Raw genomic sequence first — 16617 nt, 5'->3', positions numbered from 1 at the left:
GTTCCCCGAATATGGAATCAAAAAAATAGCTGCTTTTTGCCTACTTGCTTGTGGTATAATAAGGCGCTATTGTTTTGAAGTTGGAAGGAAATGGCGCTGTTTTTCGATCGGATATCGCCGTTACGAACGCTCGCTTTCCTGCTAACAATTTTGCTTTGCTCTCCATGCCAAATCACAGAAACGTCAAACCGTTTTTAAAATGGGCAGGTGGTAAAGGACAGTTGCTGCCGCAGTTACAAATGTATTTTCCGACGGAGTTGGAAAAGGGTTCGATTGCGAAGTATGTGGAACCTTTTGTTGGTAGCGGTGCGGTTTTTTTCTATATTGCTCAATATTACGGATATCTGGTGCGGGAGTTTTGGATTTCTGATGTGAATTTTGATTTGATGGTGACCTACAAAACCATTCAGCAAGACGTGGAGGCGTTGGTGGAAAGGCTTTCGGAAATTCAAACGGAATACTTGCAAAAAGATGAGGCGGCGAGAAAAGCCTATTTTTATCAAATGCGATCGCGTTTCAACCAACAGCGTTCCCAGCCAAATTTCCGGGAAAAACTACAAGCGAATGTGGAACGCACTGCTCAAATTATTTTCCTCAACCGTACTTGTTTTAATGGTTTGTTTCGCGTTAATTCTAAAGGGGAGTTTAACGTTCCCTACGGTCGCTACAAAAATCCCAAAATTTGCTACGCGGACAATCTCTATAATATTGCCAAAGTTCTTCAGAAAACCCATATCCGTTGCGGACATTATACCATTAGCGAATCGTTTATCGATGGGAACAGTTTTGTCTATTTAGATCCTCCCTACCGTCCCATTAACAAAACTTCAAGATTTACTTCTTATTCTCAATTTGTGTTTGGCGATGCCGAACAGCTAGCGTTGCGGGATTTTTGCTTGCGTTTGCATGCCAAAGGGGCCAAATTGATGCTCAGCAATTCCGATCCCAAAAACGAAAATCCCGAAGATAATTTTTTTGAAAACGCCTATCAGGGATTTTCCCTCTATCGCTTGCAAGCCAGCCGCCATATCAACAGCAATAAAGACAAACGCGGCAAAATTAACGAACTTTTGATTGCAAACTATCCAGTTTCCCAAAACCTATAAATCGTTCTAGAAAAACTTTCCACACTTCTATGGCTTTTCGTGATGGTGGGTCAGCGAGTGGGGAACCTCCAAACCGTGGTTTTCCATTAAATCGCGATTTCCCATAATGGTTTTGGTTTTTCCGTCGGCGATAACGCGACCTTCATCCAATAAAATGGTGCGATCGCATACTTCCAACACCAACTCCAAATCGTGGGAAGATACAATAAAGGTTTCCTGGGAAGCCTGCAAAAAGCGAATCAAGCGTCTCCTGGCACGCAAATCCAAATTGGCAGAGGGTTCGTCGTAAACAATCAAGCGGGGTTGCATGGAAAGAATCGAAGCAATGGCAACCATGCGTTTTTGACCCCCTGATAAATGGTGGGGAGGTCGGTGAATCAGGGATTCCACCCCCGTTAGAGACAAAGCTTGGCGTACCCGATTTTCCACCTCTTGCGGGGATAGTCCCATATTTTCCGGTGCGAACGCCACATCATCCCATACAGAAGCAGAAAATAATTGGTCGTTGGGGTTTTGAAAGACCAATCCCACATCCGGTCGAAACTCTCCCACGGAAACCGGTTTGCCAAATAAGGAAATATCTCCTGTCGTTGGCTTCATAACCCCGCAGAGCAATAAAAAGAACGTAGTTTTCCCAGCACCGTTGGGACCAATGGCTCCTAAGCGTTCTCCTGGTTTGACTTGCAGATCGACATGTTCCAAGACACTGGTTCCATCTGGATAAGCAAAAGATAACCTATGGACCGCGATTGCTGGTTCGGTTTTTGGTGGCATGAGCAAATATGACCCGAGCAATTTCTAAAGATCGACCCTACCGGGAATCATTCAACACCAGAAAGCTGTATTTGTGCAACCACAAATCCCAACGCCACCAGCAAAGTCATAGCCAAAGCGATCGCACTTCCCCAATTCCCCTGGTTGCCATGTTGTTTGGCAAACCGGCTGGGAGAAACGCTACCACCGCAACCGTATCCGCGCAATCGCATGGCTTTGTACACTTGTTCCGCCTGTTCGTAGCTGCGTACCAGCAACGTTCCCGCCAGCGAAGCCAGCATCCGCATTTCTTTAAAATTGGGAAGAAAGAAAAACGAACCGCTATTGTGGCCAAACCCCCGCAAATGCATGGCACGGTTCATGGCATGCAACGTATCCCCCAGTTCGGACAAATAGCGATAGGACAAAAGCATCATATCGGCTAAAATCGCTGGTAGACCAAGCGATCGCAGGGTTTGAATCGTCGTCAAAAAAGGCATACTCCCCAACAAAACAATAGAAGTAATAACAATCGCCAGAAAGCGACTGGCAATCAAAAGCAAACTCAGCCAGCCTTCCAAACGAAATTTCAAAAATCCCCACTGCCAAAGCACCGTATCGCCAGCCACCCAAGGCAACAAAGCCACCATCCCCACCAACACCAAGCCAGGATAGCGCAGTCGCCGCCAAATAAAAGACAGGGGAAGTTGGCTGCAAAACACCAAAATCCCTGTCACCAGCAACATGGGAACCACCAAACGGATATCTTCCACAAAGGCAAACGCAAAAATCAAAGCCAGCAAAGCAACGAGTTTGTATCGCGGTTCCCATTGATGTACGGGAGAATTGAGAAAAGCGTAGTCATCAAGGCCTAATTTCATGCACGATCTCAGATTGTCTCCAGCAATTCCGGTTTTACCCGTTGCAAAAATGCTACCAGCATGGCAGTAAATACGCCTTCAATGGCCATTAAGGGAATATGAGCCACCATCAACCCATAAATAGCCGCTTTTTCGGCATTGGCATCCAAATCCGCCGGAATGTTGGTAATCACCAAAGAGAAAAAAACAGCAGCCGATAATCCCAAACCAATGGCACCAGCCAAGAAAGCAAATACTGGCGTTGCAACTTTTTCGCCGAAACTTTTTTGGAAAACATGGCGTTGGTGGAAAATATAGCCAGCCAGCAACGCCGGCAATCCCATCATAGAAGCATTAACCCCTAACGTAGTCAAGCCACCATGACCAAACATCACCGCTTGGAAAAACAATCCGATTAAAATCGCTGGAAAAGCATAATATCCCAAAACTGCGCCCAACATACCGTTTAGAACCAGATGAACGCTGGCAGGTGGGATAGGAAGGTGAATTAAAGTAGCCAGAAAAAAAGCAGCCGTCAGCAGGGAAGCTTTGGGGACATTTTCTTCGGGATGGCTGTAGCGGTGAATTTGTCGTAGGGAATACCAAGTGCTCAGGGAAGCGATCGCATATCCACCAAGGTAAATTTTCGCTGGCAGCAATCCATCTGGTACGTGCATGCTACCTCCTTCGACTCATAAAAAACAAAGCCGTTCCCACACATCCCCAAACCACAACCATTCCCATCACCGTTCGCTGCAAAGGCGTATATCCCGTCGAACCGCCTTGCATTTGGGCAATTTGCACTGGGGAACCATCGCCACTCGCTGTCGTTTCCGATGTTGTGGTGGTGGTTGTTGGTTCGGTGTTTTTTTCTGTGGTTTTTTCCACCGGAATCGTTGTAATATTGCCGTGACCGGCTTTGCGAACCTTGACTTCCCAATTGCCAGTTATCTCCCGATTGGGAATAAAAACGTAATACCCTTGTTCGTCTGTAGTTCCAGTTCGCCAAGCTTCGGCGGGGTTATTGGGGGCATATACAGTGACTTGAGCGTTTTCCATGGGGTCGCCGGAGTCGTATTTGGCTTGCACGCGAATGGCTTGCATCACTTCATAGTTAATACTGACACCGTGACCCCAGGCAGCAGGAATGCCGATTCCCCAAGCCAACAAAGCTGGGAGCATCCATCGCCAGTTCATGCATCCTCCTTCATGGTGGCATCGTGGCAGTGACCTTCCCCAACGTGACCGAGATTGGGGAGAATTTTTTGAGTAAGTTTCTGCAGGTCTTCCGAGGAAAGTTGCGATTCCAAAGTAGCCATGTCGGCGTTTAACTGGCCGTTCTCCGCAAGAGCAGCGAGGGGGTCGAATCCAATCGCACCGGTATTGATGGCATCGTCGGCGGGTGCTTCTGCGTCTCCGAAAATATGGTCGAAGTGGAATGTTGCTTCCAACTCAGCGGTATTGCCAGCTTGCAGGATACCTTTACGTTCGTCGCCTACATATTGTCCGCAGCGGTAGGCGAATGGTTTGTCCATTTGGATGTTGAAGTCAATGGTTTGCGACCCTTTGGTTGCCGTTCCTACCATAACCAGAGAACTCCCGGCAGCCGGTCCTTCCATGGCTGGCGACATGGTCCAACTCAAGGCATTGTAGCGACCTGCTGGTGCTGTAATTTCCCCCAAAAGAATCGGATCGGCATTTTCGTCGCCGGCGGCCAAATCGACGGTTTTTCCTTCGAGGGTGACTTCCTGCTTGGCATTGATGGTTTTGCCACTTTCGGCGTCGTAGGGTGGGTCGGTTTGGTAGGCTTTCACCTGGTCGAAGTTGGCGTATACGTTGTCGAAGTTAATTTGCCAGCCGTCTTTGGAAACGAATCCCTGGCGTACGAAGTCTTCTCCATTGGCGTAGATTTGTAGGGTTCCGGTTTCACTACTGGCTGTATCGGTTTCGCTAGCTGTTTGCGACGCTGCTTCCGACGCCGGTTGCTCGGTGGGTTGCTGCGTTGTCTGGTTTTGTCCTTGGCATCCAACGATGGTGCCGGCAACGATGGCAAATGCTGGCATCCATAACCATTTTTTCTGTTTCATGGCATCCCCTTTGCATTTCGATACATTTGTTTACATTTTCTCAGTTTTCACCTTTTTGCCCAATTCGACAATGCCCTCCCAGGGGATTTTGAGGCAAATAAAATATTAAGAATGCCAGCTAGTGGCAGGCAGGTACCGTACTCGGCAATTTTAAGGATTGAAGAAAAATTCCACGGCACCAAAATGGCGGTTCTGGAGGTCTTTTTCTTTGATAAAAAAGTAAAAATACTCGTTGCGGTTGGGATATTTGAATTCCAGAAGCAATCGTCCTTGTGCTTGTTGGATGATGCTGTCTATATTTTCGTGAAAGTCGGGAAAGCCAGCAATTTTGCTTCCTCGTATGGGAAATCCTCTATAGTCAAATAACCAGTCTTCAAAGTCTCGATACAATTCGATGAGGCGCTCGGGAACTCTGATATTTTGATTGCCAGCAACGGCAGCGGAAAAAAAGTCGCGCTCTCCGGAAAATTGCAGGCTATAAATTTCATTGTAAATTTCGCGAATGGTGGCGCGGTTTTCTATGAAATGAAAGTCTTGGAACAAATGTTCTCGGTCGCGGATAATTTCGGGAAAATAAAGAACGGCAAATTGACCATTGGCTGGTTGCAATCCCAGGTAAAATTCCAAGATTCCGGTGTTGGGAAAATCAAATCCCTCCATGGGAGGTACCTCGCTACAATGAATTTGTAGCAGTAAAGGCATGGCTTTTCCGAGTCGTTTGTCTTGGGGATATGGATAGTTTTTGGGAAAGTAGGGATGGCCGCCAATTTTGCTTTGCCAAAAGGATAAAGGATCCCTGCTGGGGTCGCCACGCAAATGTTCTACTTTTCTCGGTTGCAGGGAAATATAGGGAGTTATTTGGTTTTCCAACCAAGATCGTAACGGTTCAAATTCCCAGGGCAGAGCTTGTAGAAATTGTAATGACATCTTGATGATTGCATGAAGCAATGATAACAGAACAAAAGTTTTCGCAAGTCGGTATCTCTTTGATTATAAACGAAAAATATTTAAATGAGTATCTTTGTATTGAAAATTCACAGTTGCAGTGAAATGGAGAAGGGAAACAAGGACCTCTGGGGAACCGTTTGTGGCTGGCTTCTCTTTTGTACAATTCGATTCCCCTCGATACTAGCTAACCCAGAAGCGATCGCAGCCTTTCTTGGTTTTTGAGTTCGTTGCCGATCGCAAACTGCTATAGTAGGGGATATGGGTTTGAAGGAACTGCCGGACTATCTGCGATCGCAACATCCCGCAAGCCTGTATTTTCAAGGAGAAGACGCTGTCAAACTGCTATGCAAATTCAAACACCAGATTGGGTGAAACACGCCGTTTTTTACCAAATTTTTCCCGATCGCTTTGCGAGAAGTCAGCGAAAAATCACCAACTACGGTCCAGTGTTGGAAGATTGGGAGGCACCCCCCACCTTACAGGGTTGTAAAGGGGGCAATTTGTGGGGAATCACAGACAGCTTGGATTATTTACAAGAGTTAGGGGTCACAGCCATTTATCTCAATCCCATTTTTCAAGCTGCCAGCAACCATCGCTACAATACCCACGATTACTATCAGGTCGATCCTTTGCTCGGGGGGAACGAGGCATTTCGCGAATTGCTGAAAGCCGTCCACGAACGCAATATGAAACTAATTTTAGATGGGGTTTTCAATCACGTGGGGCGGGGATTTTTCTTTTTTCACGATGTGGTGGAAAACGGTCCTTATTCCCCTTGGGTGGATTGGTTTACCATTCACGACTGGCCGATTGCTCCCTACGTCGGGGATCAACCAGCGAACTACGAATGCTGGGGGGGATTTCGCGCCATGCCCGAACTCAACCACGAAAATCCCGCCGTACGGGAATATATTATGCAGGTGGCCGAGTATTGGTTGCGCCAAGGTATTGATGGTTGGCGTTTGGATGTTCCCCACTGTATTGAGGTGGCAGGCTTTTGGCAGGAATTTCGCGATCGCGTGAAAACCATCAACCCCAATGCCTACATTGTGGGAGAAATTTGGCGGGATGCGCGCCAGTGGTTGGATGGGACCCAGTTTGACGGGGTGATGAATTACCTGTTTGCCGAAGCCACCGTTGCCTTTGTAGCTGGCGATCGCGTCAATCGCGACTTAGCCACCGATGCCGAATACCATCCCTATCCTGCCATCGATGCGGCAACTTACGGGGAACGTATCCAAAACTTGCTACAGTTGTATCCCTGGGAAATCCAACTGACCCAGTTGAATTTGCTAGACAGCCACGATGTGGCCCGGATGAACTCCCTGGTGGGTGAAGATTGGGCTAGCGTGGAACTAGCCACGTTGTTAATGCTTACCTTTCCTGGTGCCCCTTGTATTTACTACGGCAATGAAGTGGGATTGGTGGGAGCGCACGATCCGGACTGCCGGCGTGCCTTTCCACCTCAAGATTGGTGGCGCAAGGATATTTTGGCAAAACACAAACAACTAATTTCCTTGCGCCATCAATATTCTGCCTTACGTACGGGAGAATATCGGCTGCTCTATAGCAAAGAGATGGTCTATATTTTTGCCCGCACTGACGAACGCGCCGAACTGGTGGTAGCGGTTAACGCTGGCACCGTACCCACTTGTATTTCGTTAGATAATCTCCCCTTATATACAGCCACCCAACAAGTTTTGTACGGCAGGGGGCAAGCCACTTGGAGCGACAATCGATTGACCGTGGAAATTCCATCGCGCAGTGGCATGATTTTGGGATAGGATTTTTGGGGATATGGGGGCAACCGAGCACCCGAGCGTGGGAGGTGGGAAGGTTGGGAGAAAGAATCATTTTTTATCTTCCCCATTTTCCCCTCTTCTCCCTCTTTTCTTTCTTGCCCGATGATTTTATATTCAGGAGATTCAGGAGAACGGACGCTGATGAACGACCAACCCCAGCAGTTGCAAACCCAACTCGACAATTTAGCCTCTGAATTGACTGCTTTAAGCGATCGCTTGCTAAAGGCAGCTCATATTTTGCAAGAACAGGGAACGCCTTTGGAGGTAGACTTAATCCAACAGCTCGATCGCTACCGTCAGGACTTTACCAACCTGCGATCGCGCGTTTTGGAACTGGCAGCTGGCTCTCCCATTTCCCCGGTGGAAAGCCAAATCAATTCCCTAACGGATTTAAAACATTTGCTAGAGCAGGTGGATCCGCACCAAGCAGATAACCGGGAAGCGGCCGTACAAATGCTCGACCGGGTGCTGCAAATCACCCATCGCGACAATCCCAACCAAGCTCAACTTTTGGCTTGCAAAGATAAAGCACAGCAGCTCAAAAATCAAATTTTAGCGGCAGAAACGGAGATTCCCCAGGAAACGGAAGAACTCGCCAAAGGGGAGCATCCTTTCGCCCATATGTTGGAATTGTTGGAAAAAGGAGATAGCCTAGATGACGATCGCTGGGCGCAATTGCAAGATACGGTAGCGACCGCTTTCGGACAGCCGTTGGCGGTGGCCCTGTCCCGGGGCAAATTGAAACTCGCCGCCACCGAAGACGAACAACGGCCCCAGCCAGCGCCTGCAAGCAGCAATTCCCAATCCGGCGTGGTGACCCTCTCCGGTCAGGAACAACCACAGCGAGAAGTGGTGATTTTTGGAGGTGAAGAAACACCGGCACCAGTCGCCGAACCGGCAGCGGCACCGCACCCCCAAACGGCAACGGCCACGGCAGCGCCTCCAGCAACCGCCAGCGTGGCGGATAAAGTGGGATTGAAGGTGTTGGTTCACATTCAAGGTATGGGCGATCGCGAATTTCGCGATGGGGAATACGCCGGTACCCGAGGGCAAGCCAGAGCGTTGGAAGGTTACCAACTTGATTTCCAGACGCCGGTGGCAGGCCTGCAGTTAAAATACATGGCTCACATTGCTGGCATGGGCGATACCAAAGCATTTAACACGGGAGAGTATGCGGGAACCCGCGGTAAGGCTCGGCGTTTAGAAGGGTTTGCCATCCAGCTGGACGGTCCCCAAGCAGCGAACTACGATGTTTTTTACCGGGCGCACGTGGAACGCATGGGAGATACCAAAGTGCATAGCAACGGCCAGTACTGCGGTACCAAAGGCAAAGGATTGCGGGTGGAAGGAATGCAAGTTTGGATCGAACCCAAAGCTGCTTCCTAAGCTGCTAAACTGGTTAGCAAACACAACAACAGCGCTTCCGTCCACTCCACAATGGCACCGTAGGTATCCCCCGTGTGACCGCCTAACTTTTGGTTGAGCCACGCTCCCGTGAGAATAGCGATCGCGCTGCCGCCGAACACCGTTGCCAAAGCAAACAGCCAATTGGCGGGTGCCAACCAGCCAAATATCCCTGCTAAAGCCAACAACACCACCAACCCCGGTAGCAGGGCCATCGGCGAGTTGATGGTGTCCTTGTGCATGGCACCTTTGCCGGTGGGTTTCAAGTATCGATAGCGCGCGATCGCCACCAACTGCCCCCAACGACCCCAACCCGCTGCCGCCATGATGGCAACCCAGCGATGGTCCGCTAAATCCCCCAAAGCCACAATTTTTAACACCACAATGGCAACCGCTGCCATGGCCCCAAAAGCACCGGTGACGCTGTCGGACATTACCTGCAGGCGACGCTGTGGGTCGGGAGTAGCCAACCCATCGGCTGTGTCCATGGCCCCGTCCAAATGCAGTCCTCCCGTTGCTGCCAACCACGCCAGAACCACTAAGGCACTCCGAGTTAGGATGGGAACAGATAGAGCGGCGAGTAACCCATCGAGCAACCCCAACCACCCCCCCAGCAGGATGCCTACCACCGGTGCCAAGCGCGCCATACCGCGAAATTCTAGGGTCCACGTGGTGGGTACGGGAAAACAGGTGTAAAAAGCAACGGCAGCAGCCAGCGTAGACATCTGCTGCTGCCACATCCCCCAAATTTTCTTAAGCCGCCAGAACCTTCTTTTGGTATCCATTCGCTGCTATCCTACGCAATTTGCCAGTTAATCCCTTAGCATAGCAAGACAAACTTCTTTCCCCGAAATCAAAAAATCTAGGGAAACTTGTTTGTTTTTTCTTTATCACTTTATTTTCATGAAAAGGTATGATTTTCTTTACTATTGGGCGATCGTTTTGTCTAGATGTGCCACAATTGGTAACGATATTACCTATGCGCCGTCGATGGACATCCACACTCTCGATCTGGTGGAAAAGAAATCGTGCTATCCAAACGCGAGGCTGTGGCTTGCCATCGCAACCAGTTAAGATCTCCTACAAAAGAGGCCGATGTATTGGATTTTTCATTGATGCATCCTTAAAATTGCACCAAAAAAGCCCAGAGGCAAGATTATGATCGACTACGAAGGCAGTAATAGCAGCAACATGGGATTGCCAGCCCCTTGTATTATCGATGAGGGGATTGTGGTAAATAAACGAGATATCCAGCGTTTGTTGGAAGATTTGAGTCGGGTTCGCTACGTTCACTTTCAAGACGGCGAACCGGTTGGTGGGGGAGAGGGTCTGATCGTGGAGGTGTTTTGCGACCCCTGTCGTTCCACGCTGATTGCTAACAAAACGCTCTATCTGAATTTGGCGAGTTTTGATTGCTTGCAGCTACAAGGCGATCGCGAAGGGAATCCCTATTTCGATTTGGTACAAGAACACCGATGCGTTCGTCTGATTCCCATGGCTAACCCCCTGCAAGACAATCCCAGCCGCGATTTGGATGTTTCCGCGTTGGAAGCTGTGGTGACGGAGGTACTCTCGGCTCGCTTGGATGCGGAACAAGATGGCGACGAGCCTTTGGATTGGTAAGCAGTTCGTTGCTTTTTTCTAGACAATATCTCCGGCAAAATATCTATTGAAAACTGATAAATAAGATCCAGATGGCAAAGGGGATAGAAATCAAACGTCCTAATCCAAGCGATCGCACGACGTGGTTACCAGATTGTGGTTTGCGTCCCGGACAGCAGACTATGGCCGCTTGGCAAGGAGACCCATTGGCGGTTTCCGCCGTTCCCGGATCGGGAAAATCTACCGGTATGGCAGCGGCCGCAGCTTTGGCGATCGCGCGTTATCGTTTGCATCCCCGACGCCAACTGGCAGTGGTTACCTATACGCGATCGGCTGCCACCAGCATCAGCTACAAAATTCGCCAGCGCTTGCAAAAGTTGGGTTTACCACAAAATGGGTATTTTGTCAATACTCTGCACGGTTTGGCCTTTCGCATTGCCTCGCGCCATCCAGAACTGTCGGGGGTCAACTTCAACGACAGTACCACCGTTTCCCCCCAGCAAAGCCACCGCTTCGTACGCCATTGTGTAGAACGCTGGATCGAGAGCCACCCGCTAGCCTACCAAAAATTGCTCTTCGGACAAGAGTTTGACGGCGAAGAAACGGAACGCCTGCGGCGGCAGTCGGTATTGCGTACGGAAGTGTTGCCTAAATTAGTCCGCGATAGCATTCACGAAGCCAAATCTTCGGGGATGTTGCCAGAAGACCTGCAGGCGGTTGCCGAGGCCAATCGCCACGACGAATACGGGATTTTAGAAATTGCCGCCAGTTGCTATCAAACCTATCAAGAACTGTTGCGATCGCGGGATTTCATCGATTACGATGACATGGTCTTGGCAGCATTGCGGGTTTTGCAGGCCCCCGACATTCGCCAACTGTGGCAGTCGCAAATTTTCGCCGTTTTTGAAGACGAATCCCAGGATTCCTATCCCCTACAGGTTCAACTGCTGGATATCCTCGCCAGGGATAGCGAAACCCCAGATACGCCACCGAAAATTATCCGCATCGGCGACCCCAACCAAGCTATTAACGCCACCTTCACCTCTGCCGACCCCATCTACTTTCGGCAATTTTGCCAGGAATGCGCCGCCAAAGGGCAACTGGCGACCATGGACCAAGCCGGACGCAGCACCCACATCGTCATGGATGCGGCTAATGCCCTGCTAGAATGGGCTAACCAGCAGGCATGGCAGCAACAGCAAGATGCTTTTTACTTGCCCTTCCGCCAGCAAAAAATTCGTCCTGTCGATGGGGAAGACCCCCAACCCGATGCCAATCCCCCAGCCACCGGTTGCGGCTTGGAAATTTACGAACCCCCCAGCATCGATCGAACGGTAGAACTCATCGGTCGGCGGGTCAAAGAACTGCTGCAGGAAAATTCTCAGCGCAGCGCTGCCGTGTTGGTACGGGAGAACAAACAAGGGAACTGGCTGGCGAATGTCTTGCAAAACCCAGAAAGCTACGGTCTGGAACCCGATATTTTTGATAAAAATATTTCCATATATGAGGTGGCCCGCCGCGATCGCCAAGCGGCCGTCCCTACAGAAATGCTTGCTTTGCTGCGTTTTCTCTACCGTCCCCATTCTCCAGACTATATCAAATCAGCCCTAGAAGTCCTGCAACAGCGCCACCTCATTTATGTCCAAGATTTAAACCCCCTGGCTAGCTTACCAGAACAATTTCTCTTCCCCACCACCATCGATCGCTTCCCCAACGAATCTGTAGCGGCTGCCAGTCAGTTGTGCCAGCATTTGCTAGAGGCACGTTTTTCCTTGCCAACAACCAACTTAATTCCGTTTTTGGCTATGGAATTGCAGTACAATGCCGACGAACTGGCCACTGCCGACAAACTTGGCGATCGCATTGCCCAACAAACCGGCAACAACCAATCCCTCGCCGCCACCATCGATATCTTAACAGAAATCGTTAACGCCGAACGCTTTCAGCCGGTGGAAACGGAAACCGATGAGTCCCAGTATACCCAAGCCGGACAGCTAACCATCATCACCATGCACAAAGCCAAAGGCTTGGATTGGGATTACGTGTTTTTGCCTTTTCTCCACCATCGCACCATCCCCGGCAGCCTGTGGCAACCCCAGCAAAGCAAATTTTTGGGGGAATACAATCTAGCCGACGTGGCGCGCTCCCAAATTCGCACTTACTTGCGCGATCGCTCCTGTTTCCTCACGCCCAAACAAGCATGGGAACAAGCCGAACGCCTCAAACAAGCCGAAGAATATCGACTGCTGTACGTAGCCATGACCCGCGCCAAACGCCTGCTATGGATGTCCGCCGCCAAGCAAGCACCGTTTAGCTGGAACCAACCAGAAAACCTTAGCGAACAACCCCCCTCCGACGCACTGATTGCATTGCGGCGTCAGTTTCCCGCAAGCATCTGTTCTTAAAAACCTGGACAAGTTTGGCATTCTTTGGCGTTCTATGAAAAAATTTTTATCTTGCGCTATCTTAAACGACATTAGCGAGAACATTCTTCTTTGGAGGCGATCGTGCAAGGAAAACACGTCATTTTAACCGGCGGTACCGGCGGCTTGGGCATGGGAGTAACCCCCAAAGTCATGGCGCAACAACCCGCCAGCGTCACCATTCCCTACAACAGTGCCAAAAACGTCGAACGTCTCAAAAGCATCCTTTCCCCCAGCGATTTTAGCCGCATTCAGTTCGTACAAACCGACCTCAGCAGCGAAGAAGAAGTGAAAAACTTGGTGGACAAGGCCACCGGTGTGGATGTTTTGATTCACCTAGTGGGAGGCTTTGCCATGGGGAAAATCCATGAGTACAGCTTCCAAGACTGGAAAAAAGATTTTGACCTCAACCTGCACACCACCTTTCTCATGTGCAAGTATTGTCTGGGGAAAATGCTGGAAAGCGGTTACGGTCGCATTGTCACCGTAGGGTCTAGAGGTGCCGTGCAACCGGCCGGTCAGTTGGGTTCCTACTGTGCTTCCAAAGCCGCCGTGGTTGCCTTAACCCAAAGCATTGCCGACGAAACCAAAGGCACCAACATCACCGCCAATGCGGTTCTTCCCAGCGTTATCGACACGCCAACCAATCGGGAAGCCATGGGAAGCGAAAATGCCTCCCAATGGGTACGACCGGAATCCGTTGGCGAAGCCATTTGCTTTTTAGCCAGCGAGGCAGCAGCGGAAACCAGCGGTGCCACTCTTCCCGTTTACGGCCAAGTCTAGTTGGTTTATAAAGTGACCTGGGATTCCACGTAAATGGTGGGGTCTTTCATAACAAACTCGATACCGAAACTTTGCAGTTTTTCGGAAATATTTTGATTGGCTAACTCCAGCAGCCGCTTGCGCAGTTGAATGGAGTTTTCGCTGGAACCGAGAATAAAGAAACTTACCCGCGCGGTGGAAGCTTTTCTGTCTTCTCGGTCTTTAAAGGCCATATTGGTACTTCCCGGGTCGATACCAAACACAGAATCGGTACTTTGGGAAACCACTTGCTGTACCAAAGCACGATCCTGTTCCGACAATCGTTTGTTAAAGTCCATATACAGCATCACCATGATTTTCTTCGCTCTGGTGATGTTTTCAATTTCTGAGTTCACCAAATTGGAGTTGGGAACGACGAACATGGTACTTTTTCCCGAGGTACGAATTTTGGTGGAACGCAAGCCGATGGACTCGATTCTTCCCAATTCGCCGTTGGAAAGGCGAATGTAATCTCCGGGAACGAAAGGACGGTCGAGATAGAGCACAATGGTACTGAGCAATTGTTCTAAAATGGTTCTCGCTGCCAGCGCCACCGCCAAACCACCAATTCCCAAACTGGCCATCAATCCAATTAAGTTGAAATCTTGGCTTTGTGCAAATACCAAGGCGGCAAAAAAACCAATTAAAATATTGGCAACGGTTTCAAAAACTAGTAGCAGTTCGTCCACTTCCCGACCCAATTTTTTCAACAGTTCCAGCGCGTAGGAACGGACAAACTGACGAAACAACCCCGATGCCAGCCACGCCATGCTCACAATGACGGCTAAATCCATGAAGGGTTTGATGAGTGCGTACAGGGTGTACTGGCTAATCCAGGTTAGCGACCAGGAAATTAAAATTAACGTACCGGCTACTTTTAAACGACCCCGTATGGGGTTGATGAGATTGTCGTAAATGGAACTGACTTGCTGGGGGGAAAGGCGATGGACGAAAAAAGTAACAATGCCGGGGGTATATTTCCCAATAATGATGGAGAGAATGGCAAAGAGAACAAATAAAAACAGCTGAATGAGAAAAGGGGGAATTTCGATGGCTGGGATTTCCCAAAAACTGGGAATGGTAACCTGAGAGAAATAGCCATTAAATGGTAATTGGTGAATCCACATAAATTGTTGGTTCCTCTACGTCAAATTCGATTCCATAGGTTTGCAAACGACTGGCAAGTTTGCGGCTGGCGATATCGAGAATTTGGCGGCGCAGTTCCATGGAACTTTCACCAGAACCTAAAATAAAGAAGGTAATTTGGGCTTGGGTGCGTTTCCATTCGTCGGTGTGCAAATCCCGGTAGCTAACGTCGGTGTTGCGGTCGTCTACACCATAGATGTCGCCGGTACTTTCGACGATGACGCGGCGGATTAAGGCGCGTTCGTTTTCGGGAAGAATGCGATAGAAATTTAACACCAAAATGGCCATGACTTTTTTGGCACCGGTGTAGTTTTCTACGGTCATTTGGGTGATGGCGTTGTTGGGAACGATGACTACTGTTCCCTTGCCGGTGGTGCGAATTCGGGTGGAACGCAAACCGATGGATTCTACTTTGCCGAAGGTGCCGTCGTTGAGACTTATATAATCTTCAATGGAGAAGGGTCGGTCTACGTAAAGAACGATGCCACCGAGGACTTGTTCTAGGGTTTTTTGTGCGGCAAAAGCAATGGCCAAACCACCGATTCCCAAGCTGGCAATTAAGCCGAAGATGTTGATTTGATGGGTTTCGCAAAAGATGATAATGGCGGCTAAAATAATGGTGGTGTTGACCACAAAGCGGGAAACGATAATGAGTTCGTTGACTTTGCCTCCCCGTTGGAAAACGATGTTGACTAGATAATCGTCGATGAATTTTTTAAACAGGCGGGTTCCCAACCAAGCGCCTAAGATGGATAGGATAAGGCTAACGCTAATTTCAACAAATTCGGGCAGGTCGAGAACGATGACGATGAGATCGATGGTGACTAGAAATAGGACAACACTAAGTAACCATTTGGAAGGTTTTAGAATGCTTTGATAGAAGTCTCCCGATTCTTGGGAAACAAAGGTTCTTAAACTCCAACCCACTAAGGCTGGCAAAGTCAATCCCACTAGCCAAACCGCGATCGCGGTGACGGCCAAAACCGATAAAATTTTAACTTCGGTGGGGGTAATTTCTAGGCTAGCTTCTGTATTGAAGGGACTGTCGAGAAATGAAAACCACATACACAAACTCCATAACACGCCAGAGGAGGGATGATTTTCCTGGCTGTTGCTAATTTGCCATTACCGCAACAATGGCAAGAGGATTTTTCAATAGTTTACGAGAAAAGCCAAAGCCAAATGGTAGCATTTTTACCTACACGGACTGGCAAATCTGCAAATAATCTTACTGGACGGGAACTCCCTACAAAACCCTGGCTATTGTAGCGACGCCCGACAGCTGGCATGCAAGTACGACCGATTACAAATATTTGGATAAAATACATGAAGATTATAGAGGTTTTCTTTTAAATGTCAATGGAAGCCATTGCGATCGCTTGCCGGTCGAGAAGCCTTTCCATCCAACCAGCATCGATTTTGAAAGCGATGGGAAATCCAATTTCCAGTATGTTTTTGCATCAAGGCAAATTTTCAATCAATACGGTCCCAGAAAGAAAAATTCTTAATTTATTCAATATTTTTTGGCGATTTGCGTTAGGATGAAAGGATGGCTACGGAAAAAAATAGCAAAAGCCTGGATGGGAAAGATTGGCAAATGCAAGGGGAAAGACGATCTTTATAGAAAGGGGTGCCGTTGGGCAAATTGGTGAAAGCATGGTTTGGGATTGACCATTTCAAGGTGC

General features: G+C 49.0%; 15 protein-coding genes. 6 read left to right on the top strand and 9 right to left on the bottom strand.

The features are described 5' to 3' along the window. The first annotated feature begins 164 nt into the window (after nucleotides 1-164). On the top strand, nucleotides 165-1106 hold the full coding sequence (locus AS151_RS08200) for a DNA adenine methylase (protein ID WP_071516603.1): 942 nt from the start codon (nucleotides 165-167) through the stop codon (nucleotides 1104-1106). 27 nt (nucleotides 1107-1133) lie between these two features. Here the strand turns inward: AS151_RS08200 and AS151_RS08195 are convergent, their stop codons facing one another. The 6 genes from AS151_RS08195 to AS151_RS08170 all read right to left on the bottom strand — a co-directional run bounded on the left by AS151_RS08195 (nucleotide 1134) and on the right by AS151_RS08170 (nucleotide 5733). Next, on the bottom strand, nucleotides 1134-1808 hold the full coding sequence (locus AS151_RS08195; RefSeq protein ID WP_244532943.1) for an ABC transporter ATP-binding protein: 675 nt from the start codon (nucleotides 1806-1808) through the stop codon (nucleotides 1134-1136). Nucleotides 1809-1927: 119 nt separating this feature from the next. Beyond that, nucleotides 1928-2740: a cobalt ECF transporter T component CbiQ gene (gene cbiQ, locus AS151_RS08190; RefSeq protein WP_071516550.1), complete on the bottom strand. Its 813-nt coding sequence runs from the start codon at nucleotides 2738-2740 to the stop codon at nucleotides 1928-1930. Between the two features lie 8 nt (nucleotides 2741-2748). Continuing rightward, nucleotides 2749-3396, bottom strand: coding sequence for a cobalt transporter CbiM (gene cbiM / locus AS151_RS08185; RefSeq protein WP_071516549.1), 648 nt, complete (start codon nucleotides 3394-3396; stop codon nucleotides 2749-2751). Between the two features lies 1 nt (nucleotide 3397). Further along, nucleotides 3398-3916: a carboxypeptidase-like regulatory domain-containing protein gene (locus AS151_RS08180; protein ID WP_071516548.1), complete on the bottom strand. Its 519-nt coding sequence runs from the start codon at nucleotides 3914-3916 to the stop codon at nucleotides 3398-3400. Continuing rightward, entirely contained in the window at nucleotides 3913-4806 is an 894-nt protein-coding gene (locus AS151_RS08175; protein ID WP_244532942.1) for a DUF4382 domain-containing protein, read from the bottom strand. The genes AS151_RS08180 and AS151_RS08175 overlap by 4 nt, the downstream gene beginning before the upstream one ends. Nucleotides 4807-4956: 150 nt before the next feature. Next, the gene (locus AS151_RS08170; protein WP_071516547.1) at nucleotides 4957-5733 is read right to left on the bottom strand and encodes a YwqG family protein; all 777 of its coding nucleotides are present in this window, start codon (nucleotides 5731-5733) and stop codon (nucleotides 4957-4959) included. Between the two features lie 365 nt (nucleotides 5734-6098). Between AS151_RS08170 and AS151_RS08165 the strand changes: the two genes are divergently transcribed. Continuing rightward, nucleotides 6099-7538 (top strand): glycoside hydrolase family 13 protein, encoded by a 1440-nt coding sequence (locus AS151_RS08165; RefSeq protein WP_071516546.1) that lies wholly within the window; start codon nucleotides 6099-6101, stop codon nucleotides 7536-7538. Nucleotides 7539-7697: 159 nt separating this feature from the next. Beyond that, nucleotides 7698-8942 carry a hypothetical protein gene (locus AS151_RS08160; RefSeq protein WP_071516545.1) on the top strand — a complete coding sequence of 415 codons (1245 nt, stop codon included), beginning with the start codon at nucleotides 7698-7700 and terminating at the stop codon, nucleotides 8940-8942. Here AS151_RS08160 and cobS read toward each other — a convergent pair. Then, nucleotides 8939-9700: an adenosylcobinamide-GDP ribazoletransferase gene (cobS, locus tag AS151_RS08155; protein ID WP_071516544.1), complete on the bottom strand. Its 762-nt coding sequence runs from the start codon at nucleotides 9698-9700 to the stop codon at nucleotides 8939-8941. The two genes, AS151_RS08160 and cobS, sit on opposite strands and share 4 nt — an antisense overlap. 418 nt (nucleotides 9701-10118) lie before the next feature. Between cobS and AS151_RS08150 the strand changes: the two genes are divergently transcribed. From AS151_RS08150 to fabG, 3 genes are all read left to right on the top strand, one after another. Continuing rightward, nucleotides 10119-10583, top strand: a complete 465-nt coding sequence (locus tag AS151_RS08150; protein ID WP_211517560.1) for a hypothetical protein — start codon at nucleotides 10119-10121, stop codon at nucleotides 10581-10583. A gap of 161 nt (nucleotides 10584-10744) precedes the next feature. After that, nucleotides 10745-12967, top strand: coding sequence for an ATP-dependent helicase (locus AS151_RS08145; protein WP_244532941.1), 2223 nt, complete (start codon nucleotides 10745-10747; stop codon nucleotides 12965-12967). 102 nt (nucleotides 12968-13069) lie between these two features. Then, nucleotides 13070-13768: a 3-oxoacyl-ACP reductase FabG gene (gene fabG, locus AS151_RS08140; RefSeq protein WP_071516600.1), complete on the top strand. Its 699-nt coding sequence runs from the start codon at nucleotides 13070-13072 to the stop codon at nucleotides 13766-13768. A 5-nt stretch (nucleotides 13769-13773) separates the two neighbouring features. On the opposite strand, the gene AS151_RS08135 is transcribed toward fabG, so the two are convergent. After that, nucleotides 13774-14913 carry a mechanosensitive ion channel domain-containing protein gene (locus tag AS151_RS08135; protein WP_084639460.1) on the bottom strand — a complete coding sequence of 380 codons (1140 nt, stop codon included), beginning with the start codon at nucleotides 14911-14913 and terminating at the stop codon, nucleotides 13774-13776. Next, on the bottom strand, nucleotides 14888-15997 hold the full coding sequence (locus tag AS151_RS08130; RefSeq protein ID WP_084639459.1) for a mechanosensitive ion channel domain-containing protein: 1110 nt from the start codon (nucleotides 15995-15997) through the stop codon (nucleotides 14888-14890). Before AS151_RS08130 ends, AS151_RS08135 begins: the two co-directional genes overlap by 26 nt. Nucleotides 15998-16617 lie beyond the last annotated feature (620 nt).

The organism is Geitlerinema sp. PCC 9228 (genome assembly GCF_001870905.1).
Taxonomy (GTDB): domain Bacteria; phylum Cyanobacteriota; class Cyanobacteriia; order Cyanobacteriales; family PCC-9228; genus PCC-9228.
This window is presented reverse-complemented; position numbering and strand designations above follow the sequence as displayed.